General features: G+C 50.3%; 14 protein-coding genes. 3 read left to right on the top strand and 11 right to left on the bottom strand.

What is annotated here, in order from left to right; genetic code table 11:
- Positions 1 to 13 precede the first annotated feature (13 nt).
- The 7 genes from Q1A54_RS10895 to Q1A54_RS10865 all read right to left on the bottom strand — a co-directional run bounded on the left by Q1A54_RS10895 (position 14) and on the right by Q1A54_RS10865 (position 5,513).
- Entirely contained in the window at positions 14 to 520 is a 507-nt protein-coding gene (locus Q1A54_RS10895; protein ID WP_299987712.1) for an NADH-quinone oxidoreductase subunit C, read from the bottom strand.
- A 5-nt stretch (positions 521 to 525) separates the two neighbouring features.
- Positions 526 to 1,080, bottom strand: a complete 555-nt coding sequence (locus Q1A54_RS10890) for an NADH-quinone oxidoreductase subunit B (protein ID WP_007655226.1) — start codon at positions 1,078 to 1,080, stop codon at positions 526 to 528.
- An 80-nt stretch (positions 1,081 to 1,160) separates the two neighbouring features.
- On the bottom strand, positions 1,161 to 1,535 hold the full coding sequence (locus Q1A54_RS10885; protein ID WP_196117186.1) for an NADH-quinone oxidoreductase subunit A: 375 nt from the start codon (positions 1,533 to 1,535) through the stop codon (positions 1,161 to 1,163).
- Between the two features lie 310 nt (positions 1,536 to 1,845).
- Entirely contained in the window at positions 1,846 to 2,376 is a 531-nt protein-coding gene (locus tag Q1A54_RS10880; RefSeq protein ID WP_299987709.1) for a transposase, read from the bottom strand.
- A gap of 158 nt (positions 2,377 to 2,534) precedes the next feature.
- On the bottom strand, positions 2,535 to 4,169 hold the full coding sequence (gene pruA, locus Q1A54_RS10875) for an L-glutamate gamma-semialdehyde dehydrogenase (RefSeq protein ID WP_299987705.1): 1,635 nt from the start codon (positions 4,167 to 4,169) through the stop codon (positions 2,535 to 2,537).
- 118 nt (positions 4,170 to 4,287) lie between these two features.
- Entirely contained in the window at positions 4,288 to 4,989 is a 702-nt protein-coding gene (locus Q1A54_RS10870; protein WP_299987702.1) for a YjjG family noncanonical pyrimidine nucleotidase, read from the bottom strand.
- 137 nt (positions 4,990 to 5,126) lie between these two features.
- The gene (locus tag Q1A54_RS10865; RefSeq protein ID WP_299987699.1) at positions 5,127 to 5,513 is read right to left on the bottom strand and encodes a metalloregulator ArsR/SmtB family transcription factor; all 387 of its coding nucleotides are present in this window, start codon (positions 5,511 to 5,513) and stop codon (positions 5,127 to 5,129) included.
- A gap of 73 nt (positions 5,514 to 5,586) precedes the next feature.
- Between Q1A54_RS10865 and Q1A54_RS10860 the strand changes: the two genes are divergently transcribed.
- Together Q1A54_RS10860 and Q1A54_RS10855 are read left to right on the top strand one after the other, a co-directional pair.
- Entirely contained in the window at positions 5,587 to 6,261 is a 675-nt protein-coding gene (locus Q1A54_RS10860) for a carboxypeptidase-like regulatory domain-containing protein (protein ID WP_299987696.1), read from the top strand.
- A gap of 213 nt (positions 6,262 to 6,474) precedes the next feature.
- Positions 6,475 to 7,821, top strand: a complete 1,347-nt coding sequence (locus Q1A54_RS10855; protein ID WP_299987693.1) for an NAD(P)/FAD-dependent oxidoreductase — start codon at positions 6,475 to 6,477, stop codon at positions 7,819 to 7,821.
- Between the two features lie 123 nt (positions 7,822 to 7,944).
- On the opposite strand, the gene Q1A54_RS10850 is transcribed toward Q1A54_RS10855, so the two are convergent.
- From Q1A54_RS10850 to Q1A54_RS10840, 3 genes are all read right to left on the bottom strand, one after another.
- Positions 7,945 to 10,284 carry a M1 family metallopeptidase gene (locus tag Q1A54_RS10850; RefSeq protein WP_299987690.1) on the bottom strand — a complete coding sequence of 780 codons (2,340 nt, stop codon included), beginning with the start codon at positions 10,282 to 10,284 and terminating at the stop codon, positions 7,945 to 7,947.
- Positions 10,285 to 10,347: 63 nt separating this feature from the next.
- Positions 10,348 to 10,941, bottom strand: a complete 594-nt coding sequence (locus Q1A54_RS10845) for a HupE/UreJ family protein (RefSeq protein ID WP_007653545.1) — start codon at positions 10,939 to 10,941, stop codon at positions 10,348 to 10,350.
- A gap of 186 nt (positions 10,942 to 11,127) precedes the next feature.
- Complete coding sequence (locus Q1A54_RS10840; RefSeq protein WP_299987687.1) at positions 11,128 to 11,985, bottom strand: alpha/beta hydrolase family protein; 858 nt, start codon at positions 11,983 to 11,985, stop codon at positions 11,128 to 11,130.
- Positions 11,986 to 12,141: 156 nt separating this feature from the next.
- On the opposite strand from Q1A54_RS10840, the gene Q1A54_RS10835 reads away from it, so the two are divergent.
- Positions 12,142 to 12,525, top strand: a complete 384-nt coding sequence (locus Q1A54_RS10835) for an STAS/SEC14 domain-containing protein (protein ID WP_299987685.1) — start codon at positions 12,142 to 12,144, stop codon at positions 12,523 to 12,525.
- Here the strand turns inward: Q1A54_RS10835 and Q1A54_RS10830 are convergent.
- On the bottom strand, positions 12,509 to 12,946 hold the full coding sequence (locus tag Q1A54_RS10830) for a nucleoside deaminase (protein WP_076422887.1): 438 nt from the start codon (positions 12,944 to 12,946) through the stop codon (positions 12,509 to 12,511). The genes Q1A54_RS10835 and Q1A54_RS10830 overlap by 17 nt on opposite strands.
- Between the last annotated feature and the right edge of the window lie 14 nt (positions 12,947 to 12,960).

Raw genomic sequence — 12,960 nt, 5'->3', positions numbered from 1 at the left:
TGGTTTATCTGGCTTAGCGTCCGAAATACGTATCTATTTTGTCTTCCCTTGTCTGGTCTTCCAGCGGATACTGCTTGAGCATCGGGTGGTACTCCATCTCCTCGATGTTGAGAATGCGGATCAGGTTCGGGTGACCGGTAAAGATGAAACCGTAAAAGTCATAGGCTTCACGCTCCATCCAGTTGGCGGTGGCGTAAATACCAGTCAGCGTTGGCAGTACCGGGTCTTCCGCAGGCGTAAACACCTTAATGCGCAGACGGAAATTATGACGCAAGCTATGCAACTGGTACATCATGCACATCTCCATACCCTTGTGGTCAGGGAAGTGAACGCCTGCCATCGTGGTCAGGAACTGCACTTGCAGGTCCTTGTCGTCATACAGGTATTGGATTAAGGCGATGATGTTCTCACGGTTCGTCGTGAAAGTCATGATGCCATCCGGGTTGTAAGCATCCCGTATGTTTTCTTCTCCAAACTGCGCAATCAGTTTACCGAGTACATTTTCGTTCGTAAGCTCCATGCTGCTTATTTAATGTTGTAAGAAGCTAAAAGTGCCTGATATTCAGGTGAGTGACGGCGGCGAAGTGATTCGTTCTTAGCTAAATCCTGCACACGCATCAATCCGTCCAGAATCTGCTCTGGTCTTGGTGGGCAACCCGGTACGTACACGTCTACAGGCACCACACGGTCTATACCTTGCAGCACAGAGTACGAGTCGAAAATACCGCCTGACGTAGCGCAAGCACCCACGGCTACTACCCAGCGTGGCTCTGCCATCTGCTCGTATACCTGCTTCACAACAGGCCCCATTTTCTTGGCGATGGTGCCCATTACCAACAGGATATCAGCCTGACGTGGAGAGAAGCTTGGGCGCTCCGAACCGAAGCGTGAAATATCGTAGGTAGAGCCCATGGTCGCCATAAACTCGATACCGCAGCAAGAAGTGGCAAAAGGCAATGGCCAAAGCGAGTTTGCGCGGGCCAGACCAATCACTTTTTCAAAGGAAGTAGCAAAGAAACCAGCGCCGCTATGGCCTTCTGGTGCCTCTACCATGTTTATATCTTTATTTGTATCGCTCATGTTTCTGAAATTCTGAGTTTTAATCTCTGTTTACCCCTGCAAAAACACCGTTTACCCCATAAAAGTTTAACAGTGCTAAACTACTTGAGAATGCCTTTTTTGATCTCGTAGAAGAAGCCTGCAAGGATCACACCAAGGAATAACATCATCGGCAGGAAGCCTTCCAAACCGAATTCGCGGAAGTTCACCGCCCAAGGGTACATAAAGATAATTTCAATATCGAACAGCACGAACAGGATGGCCGTGATGAAGTACTTGTAGGAGATAGGGGTGCGCGCATCGCCCACCGATTCCACACCGCTTTCCCATGATGCGTCTTTTACCTCACTTTTTCTTTTCGGACCAAGTAAATGGGTCACCACCAGCGCGAAAATAACGAAGCCGATTGCTGCCGCAAATTGTATCAAAATAGGAAGGTAGTCCGACGGTAGATACTGAGTACCAGTAGTTTCCATATTGCTGTAATGCTTTATTGAAATTTGGGAGCAAAATTAGGTATAAATAGCCAACAATCAAAAGACTATATCCAATGTAAATCGCGTTAAGAATGGTTCTAAAGTAGAATCGGGCGGTATGAATGCAATTCTTGTGATTTTTGCATTGTGTACAGCTGGTGTTGCTTGAGCACAGGGCATTGTAAGGTATAGTACTCAGGTATAGCTGGGTGGGTGTTGGAACATGGGTTGGGTGTAGTGTTCATGGCATTTCATGGCGCGAGCGTCCTCGCTCGTGTCTACTATGGTGGGGCCTCTGGCCCCGTTGCATTTATACCTCTGCCAAAATCACAGCATTCCTTGGGTTCGCACTGCTGAAAGTATAGTAAGCCGCATCTGTTACCAGACCTGCTACAACGGGGTTCTGCTTGATGTAGTCGATTTTCTGCTGAAGCATGGGCGTACCCGTCAGGTCGATCGGATGATTATGCTGCTGCCAGAACTGGAATTCCTTGTTGTGCGTGTTGTGCTGCTTAAAGTAGCACAACAGGTATAGCAACCACTCCTTTCTGCTCTCGGTTGGATTGTTTTCAATCTGTGCAAGTATCCGCTTGGCGGTGTAGCTTTTGAAGTCTCTGAGCACACCACTTAGATTGCCATCTTCAACAGAACAGATCATGTGCAGGTGGCTGGGCATTAAACAGTAACTGTAAACCTGCAGTCCTTTATATTTGCTGCAATAGTTCAGGTTCTGCACTACTTCGTCGGCATATTCTCTTCTAGTAAAAACGTCGATCCAGCCGACAACGGTGAGAGTGATGAAGAACAGGCCGCCTTTGTAGATTTTGTATTTCTCAGACATAGGTTTAATGTTTGGGAAATAGTACGCAGATAATTACAACGGGGCCAGAGGCCCCACCATAGTAGACACGAGCGAGGACGCTCGCGTCATGTAACCAAAAAACAAAAGCACCACGCCCTTTACGAGCGTGGTGCTTTTGTTTCAGGTATAGCTATACCTTATTTATTCTCACCCAGGAACGGGTAACGGTAGTCTACTGGTGTTACGAACGTCTCTTTGATAGAGCGGGCAGATACCCAGCGCAACAGGTTCAGCATAGAACCGGCCTTGTCGTTAGTACCGGAAGCACGGGCGCCACCGAATGGCTGCTGTCCTACCACGGCACCGGTTGGCTTATCGTTGATGTAGAAGTTACCGGCTGCGTTTTGCAGTTTCTTCGTCGCAAACTCAGCTGCATAACGGTCGCGGCTGAAGATGGCGCCTGTCAGGGCGTATGGCGAAGTAGAGTCTACCAGCTTCAACGTTTCTTCGAAGTTATTTTCGTCGTACACGTAAATCGTGATCACCGGCCCGAAGATCTCCTCGCACATGGTCACATACTGCGGGTTGTGCGACAGTAGCACCGTTGGCTCGATGAAATAACCTTTCGATTTGTCGTAGTTACCACCGGCAATCACCTCCACCTCATTGCTCTCCTTGGCGTTGTCGATGTACTTGGCGATCTTATCGAACGATTTCTCGTCGATCACCGCGTTGATGAAGTTAGAGAAATCTTCCGGCGGACCCATTTTGAAGGTCTTCAGGTCTTCTATCACGTAATTTTTCACATCTTCCCAAATGTTGCTCGGGATGTAAGCACGTGATGCGGCAGAACATTTCTGACCCTGGTACTCAAAAGCACCACGCACGATACCGGTCGCTACCTGCTTAGTGTCTGCCGAGCTGTGCGCTACAATAAAGTCCTTACCACCTGTCTCACCTACAATGCGTGGGTAGGACTTATACTTGTGGATGTTCGTGCCGATCGTTTTCCAGATGTGCTGGAATACGCCAGTGCTGCCTGTAAAGTGGATACCAGCGAAATCAGCATGGTTGAAGATCACTTCGCCAGTCGTTGGACCGTCTACATACACCAGGTTGATTACGCCATCCGGAAGGCCAGCTTCGCGGAACAGCTCCATGATCATCTGAGCTGCATAGATCTGCGTGTGGGCTGGCTTCCATACCACTACGTTGCCCATCATGGCAACAGAGGCTGGCAGGTTACCGGCAATGGCCGTGAAGTTGAACGGCGTCAAAGCGAACACGAAGCCCTCCAACGGACGGTGCTCCATGCGGTTCCACACGCCCGGCGATGACTCTGGCTGCATGTGGTAGATCTCTGTGGCATACTGTGCGTTGAAGCGCAGGAAGTCCACCAGCTCACAGGCAGAGTCGATCTCAGCCTGATAAGCGTTCTTCGACTGACCCAGCATAGTGGCTGCGTTCATGCGGGCTCTCCAAGGGCCTGCCAACAGTTCAGCGGCTTTCAGGAAAATACTCAAACGGTGCTCCCAACCCATGTCAGCCCACTCTTCACGAGCAGCAAGGGCTGCATTGATCGCCTGTTCCACGTGGGACGCATCGCCTTCGCTGAAGTGACCCAGTATATGCTGGTGGTCGTGCGGCTGAAGCATCGGCTTCTTGTTGTCGGTATATACCTTGTCGCCGCCGATGTACATCGGTACATCGATCTCTTTCGACTTAAGTTCTTTATAAGTTCGCTGCAGTTCCTCGCGCTCCGGTGAACCCGGTGCATAGGATTTTACAGGTTCGTTTATTGGGGTGGGTACTCTAAAAAATCCTGTTGCCATCTCTTTTTGATATTTTACAGATTCAGACTAAGACATTCGACAGACCGCACGAGGCAGCCTGCTATACAAAGGTAAGGCGAATTATTTTATTTTCCGGCCTGTAAGGAGTATAGCTTTGCTATAACATAGCCTGCAGTTCGCTCAGGCAGTGGATGTGGTAGGTGGGCTTGGGCGAGAGCTTACTTTTACTCTTCTCCGGGTTGAAAAATACCTGGTCTATACCTGCCAAGCGGGCGCCGTCAATGTCACATTCTAAGTTATCGCCAATCATCAGGCAGTCCGCAGGAAGTACCTTTATACGGTCGAGTGCATGTTCAAAAATACGCTTGTCAGGTTTTTTATACCCACAGCACTCGGAGGTCACAATCTCACCGAAGTAATCTGTTAGCTTAGAGCCGTTCATTTTGATGTACTGCACATCCTTAAAACCATTGGTGATGATGTGGAGACCGTACTTCGGTTTCAAATATTCGAGCACCTCGAAGGTATAGGGGAACACGGCCGTCTTCTGCGGGCACAGGTCGGTATATGCTTCGGATATACCTGTCGGTACCTGATGAGGCTCCAGGCCCAGTCCGGTTAGGGTTTTGACGAAGCGTGACTCGCGCAATTCTTTCTGATCGATCTTTCCTTTATTATAGAGATCCCATAGGAGGTAATTCACAAACTTGTACTTCTTATAAAAGGAGTCGCAGTCGAACTTGCCGAACTCAGCCAAGCCAAACTCGTGGAATAAGGTATAGAGGGTCTCCTCGGAGTTTTTCTCAAAGTCCCACAGGGTGTGGTCGAGGTCAAAGAATATGTGTTTGTATGGCTTCATAATAAGAGTCTCAGCTATAGAGAAACGACTTGGCGGGCGGTATGTTTAAAAATATGTGTAACAGCAGCAGGCGATACTATACTAAAAGGTCTATATCACTGTTTAAACCAATGGGCTGAGAACTTGTCTTATAAGTGTTAACTGTCTGTCCAGCGGCGGGTTTGCATGCGGTTAACGGCCAGTTCGCGATTGGAGTATAGAATACGGTAGGTTTCCTGATCTTTCTGCAGCATGGCGTCACGCTCCAGGTAGGTGAAGATTTGTTGAACGAAATCAGAGGCTTCTTCCTTTAGGGAGTAGTATACCCATTGATCGAGCTTGCGGGGTGTGACAAGGCCAGCGTTACGCAGGTAGGCGAGGTGGCGTGAAGTCTTAGTCTGGGTGAAGTCCAGCACATGCTCCAGGTCGGAAGTGCACATTTCCTTGTTGCGCAGGATCAGGTGTAACATGCGCAGCCGCGAGTCGTCTGCCAGTGCCTTTAAAACCTGTTCTCCGAAGGAAAGACTGAAGTGTTTGAGCCTCATATTTGAAAGCGTGTCAGAACAAAATTAGCCAAAAGCTGCTATAATAAAATTATATGAAGTATTATTGTACTACATGATGCCCCAATTACAAAGACTACTACTTACAAATAAGCGTGCCCTCGGCTTTCTATTGCCTCTGGCCCTTTTTGCTTTCCTGATAATGGGAGCGCCCAACGAGGCGGCCGCACAGGGCCATAAGCGTGTAGTGCAGCTGACCGGTTTCGTGACCATCGGCGATAGCCTCTACGGCGTGGCCGGCGTGAACGTGTTTGTGCCCAAGACCAGCCGCGGCACACAGACCAACGCCTATGGTTTCTTCTCGGTGCCTGTGCTGACCGGCGACAGCGTCGTGTTCAGTGCTATCGGGTATAAGAAGCAATACCTAAAAATACCGAAGAACTACCAGAGCCAGAGCTATTCCATTATTATGCAGATGCAGGAGGATCCGACGCAGCTGCCCGAAGTGCAGGTGTTCCCGTGGCCTACAGAACGCGATTTCCGGGAGGCTGTGCTGGCTGTGAAGCTGCCGGATGACGGAATGGCCATCGCCATGCGGAATCTCGATCCCAAACGGCTTGAAGAGCTCTTCAGTGTAACGCCGATGGATGGAAATGCTAACTTCAGGGCCTGGAACATGCAGCAGGTGCAGCGGCAGGAGCAACGCAATATGTTCCCGACCGTCAGTCCATTTGCGATCATCAAACTGCTGGATATGCTCCGGAATGGAGAGTTCAACAACAAGAAGTAAACCCGCTGAAATTTAGAGGAACCCGGCTCAGGTATAGCTATACCTGAGCCGGGCTTTTTTATGGCTCAGATGAGCTGCGCAGCACTCATAATTGCACCAAAAGTAACCAACAACATCAGGCTGCGTTAGTCCCCAATATAGAAAGAAACGTATACTAATTGGCCCTGTATAGACTTGCGCCATGTATGCTTTCAAAAGTTAAAAATTCACCTTATGCTGGATATAGATAAATTATCGCTCAATATACCTGATACTACCAAACCCCGTGTCGTGATCATTGGCGGTGGATTTGGGGGCATTAATGTAGCCCAAAAACTGAAGTGCAAGGATTTCCAGGTCGTGATGCTCGACCGTCAGAACTATCACGGTTTCTGGCCGCTGCTTTACCAGGTAGCCACTGCAGGTCTGGAGCCTGATTCCATCGCAGAGCCACTTCGCAAAATGTTCGGCAGCGACGAGTTCGAGGACTTTCACTTCCGGCTGGTGAAAGTAAACGGTGTGAATCCTATTGCCAAGACCATTCATACCATAGTGGGTGATTTACCCTATGATTACCTCATCATAGCGACAGGTACTAAGACCAACTACTTCGGAAACGAAGAAGTGAAGAAAAATGCCTTTCCGTTGAAGCAGATTCCGCATGCCCTGAACTTGCGCAGCCAGCTGTTTCAGTGTTTCGAACAGGCTAGTATGACCGCTGACCCGGATCTGCAGCAAAGTCTGCTCAACTTCGTGATTGTGGGCGGTGGCCCGACTGGTGTAGAAACAGCAGGGGCCCTGGCCGAGATGCGCAAGCATATCCTTCCGACAGACTATCCTGGGGTGGACTTCAGCAGGATGAACATTTACCTTATAGAAGGTATGGACCGCGTGCTGCCACCGATGTCTCCGGAGTCGAGCGAGAAGACGCTGAAATACCTGCAGGATTTAGGCATCAATGTGAAGCTGAATGCGCTGGTAGAATCTTATGACGGCTATGTGGCCACTATCAAAGGGGGAGAGCAGATTCAGACGCAAACGCTGGTATGGGCTGCCGGTGTACAGGGTGCCCTGATCGACGGACTGCCGGCAGAGGCTGTGGAAAGAGGGCGCATACTGGTGAACCGCTACAACCAGGTACTCGGCTACGATAACATTTTCGCGATCGGAGATATTGCCCTCATGAAAACCGACAAATGGCCTAAAGGGCATCCGGGGGTAGCGCAACCTGCCATACAGCAAGGAAAATTGCTGGCTAAGAACCTGAAGCGCCTGATTAAAGGGGAGCAGTTGGAAGAATTTGAGTACTTCGATAAGGGCTCATTGGCCATTATCGGGCGAAACCGTGCCGTTGCTGACTTGCCAAAAGACATCCATTTGGGTGGTTTCTTTGCCTGGGTAACATGGCTGTTTGTGCACATTATGTACCTGATCGGCTTCCGTAACAAACTGGTGGTGTTAAGCAACTGGATATACCGATTCTTTACCTATGAAAACGGCACACGCCTGATCATCCGACCTTTTGTGCGGAAAGGAGACCGGGCGAAGCGTCAGTTTGTGGATAAGTATAATATGGAGTAAGTTGAATTGTTAAATTGTTGGTTCGCAGTACCGATAAAACAAAAATGCCCCAGTTGTATGAAACTGGGGCATTTTTATTCCCTACCTCCTCAGAGAGGCAGGTTAAATCTGTATAGACAAAAATCAGCGATTCGATCCGCTATTCCCATTACCGGTGCCACGGCTTGACTCCTGACGCTGCTGCTGCATCGGGTTTGGCTGCTGCTGACGGTTCTGCTTGAACAGGTCGAAGCGGGATGGGGCCATACGGCGTGGGTAGCTGTTGTTGGACAGGTCGGTGTCAGCAGTTTGCAGGAACGGATCCAGCGTAAAGCTTACCACAGGCTTTTCTGTTACAAATACCTTGGTCACTTCTTCGTTGTTATAGCGCCAGATCTCGGCAGGGATGTTCACTACTTCATCCGTGCCATCTTCATATTCCATCCGCACGATCAGCGGCATTACTAATCCGCCGAGGTTACTGAATCCTACTTCATAGAAGTTCAGGCCCGAGTCTAGTACTTTCTTCTCGCTGTCAGACAGTGAAGCATAGAAACGCTGGTAGCGCTCTTTGTCAGTGGCAGTAGTAGCCAGTGGATCGTACTTGTTGTAGAAGTCAGCCAGTTCAGGACGCTCATCCAAACGGGTCCGCTTAATGTCCTGCAGGTTGCGCTGCTGCGAAAGTGTCTGTGGTGCCTTGTTCTGCTGCTCGCGCTTCTGAGCGTTCACGAAGTCAGGGTTCTGTGAGTCGATGGTAAACCATTTTACACCTTCGATAGCGATGTCAGTATGGTCGGTAGTGTAGAACCAGCCTCTCCAGAACCAATCGAGGTCTACCCCCGAAGCGTCTTCCATGGTGCGGAAAAAGTCGGCCGGCATCGGGTGTTTAAAGGCCCAACGGTTCGCATACTCTTTGAAAGCATGGTCGAACAGCTCACGGCCCATTACCGTTTCGCGCAGTACGTTCAGGGCAGTAGCCGGTTTGCCATAGGCGTTGTTGCCAAACTGCAGTACCGACTCAGAGTTGGTCATGATTGGCACCTGTGTGTTTTTGGCGCTCTTCATGTAGTCTACGATGTTAGCCGGCTCACCACGGCGTGACGGATAGCCTTTCTCCCATTCCTGCTCAGCGATGTACTGCATAAAGGTATTCAAACCTTCGTCCATCCAAGTCCACTGGCGCTCGTCCGAATTGATGATCATCGGGAAGAAGTTGTGGCCTACTTCGTGGATGATCACCGTGATCAGGCCATACTTGGTGTTGGCCGAGTAAGTGCCATCAGCCTCCGGACGGTAGCCATTAAACGAAAGCATCGGGTACTCCATGCCACCCACCGGGCCGTGCACCGAGATAGCTACCGGGTAAGGATAGTCAATCGTGTGTTTGGAGTATACCTTGAGCGTATGCGCTACCGACTCCGTGGAGTACTGGCCCCAAAGCGGGTTCGCCTCTTTCGGGTAGTAAGACATTGCCAGGATGTTCTGGTTGCCTACTTTCACGTTCATGGCATCCCAAATGAACTTGCGGGAGCTGGCCCATGCGAAGTCGCGCACGTTTTTGGCACTGTAAACCCAGGTTTTTTTGCCTTTTGCTTTATTCTTCTCAGCCTGCGTAGCTTCTTCCTGCGTTACGATCAGGGTTGGCTTGTCGGCTTTGGCGGCATCGGCGAAGCGCTTCTGCTGTGCGGAGGTTAGCACCTGACTGGCATTTTGCAGCTCTCCTGTAGAGGCCACAATATGGTCGGCAGGTACAGTAATGCTCACTTTGTAGTCACCAAAAGGCAGGGCAAACTCACCGGCTCCCAGGAACTGCTTGTGCTGCCAGCCGTTCACATCATCGTACACCGCCATGCGCGGGAACCACTGTGCCATCTCATACAGGTAGTTGTTGTCGCCCGGGAAGTACTCGTAGCCGCCACGGCCGCCGAGTGCTTTCTGGTCGTTGATGTAGTTAAACCAGTCGATGCTGAAGGTATAGGACTGCTTTGGCTTAAGCGGCGCAGGCAGGTCGATACGCATCATCGTGTTGTTGATAGTATACTTCAGGTCCTTGCCATTGCGGTCTTTCACGGCTCGTATCTTATACCCGCCATCAAAGGCTTCGCGCGTCAGATGCTCCACAGCGGCAGTCGACATCCTATCCTGCAGGCTGCCGGTCTGGGTCATGTTGCTCATAGACTTCGGCTCGAATATGTTCTGGTCGAGCTGCACCCACAGGTATGAGAGGACATCTGGTGAGTTGTTGGTATAGGTGATGGTTTCAGATCCGGTTACGGACTGGTTTTCGTCGTTGAGCTCTACCTTGATGGTGTAGTCGGCACGCTGCTGCCAGTACTGGTGACCGGGAGCTCCGGAGGCAGTACGGTAGGTGTTAGGAGTAGGCAGCTCCTGCCCAAGTTGACCAAATTTCGTGTCCTGCGCCATGGCTGCAAAAGGCCCGGCCAACAGTCCGAAAAATGCCAATCCTCTGATTAGGTTTTTCATGTAAGGTATAAGGTGAGTTTGAAGGTATAGACTTGGGTCGTTCTGTATTTATGAAATGTCTGGCTAGAAAATGTTTGTCTCGATCATCAGGATCAGCGAAATGCCTGCTGCTGCACTTGAAAGCACCAGAATCCAGTCGCGCTTTTTGGCTCGGAACAGGTTCATCATCAGGAAACCAATTACCAGCAGAATGCTCACGATCAGAAGCTGCCCCAGTTCAATGCCGATGTTAAAGGCCAGGAGCTGCTGCCAGGTGTCACCGTTGCGACCGAGCATCGACTTCAGGAAGTTTGAAAATCCCATCCCGTGAATAAGGCCGAACGTAATCGCCAGCAGATTGTGGAACGACCAGATCGGGTGTTGTTTTGATGCGGCGCCGTTCAGCTTAAAGAAGTTGATGAAACAAGTGAACAGGATCGTCACCGGTATCAAAAACTCAATCAGCGCAGTGTCGAATTTGATGATGTTGAAGGTGGAAAGCGCTAATGTGATGGAATGCCCAATGGTGAAGCTGGTTACAAGTGCTACCACCTGGCGCCAGTCGCTCAAGGTATAGATGGCGCAAAGGGCCAGTAAAAAGAGCATGTGGTCGTAGGCTTTAAAATCAAAGATATGATGAAAGCCCAGTTCAATGTAGGTAGAGAAAACCGATGACACGATAGAAGTATAAAAGGGTGGAATTACGGCTAAGGTGCAAATTAATGTTTAGCCGGGAAGTTTGCAAGCGTGCAGGGATGGGAGAAATACTATTGATAAGAATACCCGGGCCGATAGGTATACCAAGGTATAGCCAAGTATACCCATCAAAATAGCGTGTTGCTGCAGATGGTTAAGCTGGGCAGCCTATTTTAGTATCTGCTGCCCAGCCTCCGCGCTCACTTTCTGAAAGAACAGCAGGTGATACTCCAACGCATTGCTCCAGTAGGCCCAGCTGTGCGCGCCGGGGCGCTCTATGTAGTCGTGTGGCACCTTTTCGTATACCAGGCGGCGGTGCAATTCGCGGTTGTCCTCTATCAGGAAATCATCCACTCCACAATCGATAATCAGGTGTACACCGCTCTGCTTGATTTGCGGCACCATGTGCACAATGGAGTTGGCTTTGTATACCTGCTCTTTTTCCGCTTTCGGACCTAGTACGGCCTCGATGCTGGGGAGTAGATTTTTGCGGTCTATACCTGATACATTGAGGGAGCCACTCATGCTGCCCGCCGCCAGGTACAGCTCCGGATGTCGTGCCGACAGGTATAGCGCCCCATGTCCGCCCATGCTCAGGCCGGATATAAAACGGCCGCTGCGCTTTGATATAGTCCTGTACCTGTTCTCAATCTCCTGACGGACCTCCTGCGTGATGAACGTTTCATACTGGCTCGCTTTGTCGACTGGGCTATCAAAGTACCAGCTGCCGAAGCCGCCGTCGGGTGTAACGATGATGAGCTGGTACTTATCGGCCATGGTCTGTAGGAGGTCTTTCTGAGGCGGAACCTTGAGCCAGTTGCTGAAGTTGCCGCTGTAGCCATGCAGCAGGTATAGCACCGGGTAGGGGCCATTCTTTTTCTTCTTGTAGCTGTCGGGCGTCACCACGCCAGCCTTCAGCATCTTCTGCATTGAGGGGCTTTGGATAACCAAGGTGTCCACTTTGGCCTGGGCTGTAAAAAACGCGAGTGTCAGGAGAAGAGCAAGGGTATAGCGAATGAGAGTCATCTTTTTGATCAGGAAGCTTGAACCTGCAAAATAGGCATTTGGATGCAAAATGCTTAAATGCGGCGCTTTTTTCCTGCAGCCCGGTTTGTGTCAGCTATACCTGTCTGTAAAGTTTGGGAGGTATGTGCGTATGTATAGATGGAACCAAATAGAACAATGATGCTGGAAATATTACCTGAAACCCATGATAACATATTGGCCGTGCGCGTGCGCGACAAGCTGACCATACCAGATTTTGACCAGTACCGCAACATGGTGCGTGACCTGATGCTCAAGAACGAAGAAACGCACATCTACTATGAAATGGTGGATGTGGACTGGATAAACCCAGTGGCGGCGATCGAGAACGGACTGTTCGACGTCATCCACGGACTAGACTACGGCCGTGTGGCTATGGTGGGGGAGAAAAAGTGGCAGGAGCTGTCAGCCAAGCTGGCCAGCACGGTGAAGAAACACGGCATCCGCTATTATGACCTGGCCGAGAAAGAGCAGGCGATGCGATATGTGTTGGAAGGAGACGACTCTACTCCAACTCCATAATATCCTCGTTCCACAGCTCCGGCTTCTCTTTAATAAAGTCCTCCATCATTTCAATGCATTCCGGCAGGTTCAGGTCCACCACCTCCACGCCATGCGACTCCATAAATTCACGGGCGCCACTGAAGGTCTTGGACTCGCCCACAATTACCTTCGGGATCTTGAACTGCACGATCGTGCCAGCGCACATATAGCAAGGCATCAGGGTGGAGTAGATCACGGTATTGCGGTAGGAGCCGATGCGGCCGGCATTGTTGAGGCAGTCCATCTCGCCGTGCAGAATGGGGTTGTTCTCCTGCACCCGCTTGTTGTGCCCTGTCGCGACTACTTTGCCATCTTTTACCAGTACCGAACCGATCGGTATACCGCCTTCGCTGCGGCCTTTTTTGGCTTCGTCAATCGCCAGTTGCATGAATTCGTCCATATAGATAAGTTAAA

The organism is uncultured Pontibacter sp. (genome assembly GCF_947502515.1).
GTDB lineage: Bacteria > Bacteroidota > Bacteroidia > Cytophagales > Hymenobacteraceae > Pontibacter.
Note: the sequence above shows the minus strand (reverse complement) of the source record. Positions and strands in the feature narration are given on the sequence as shown.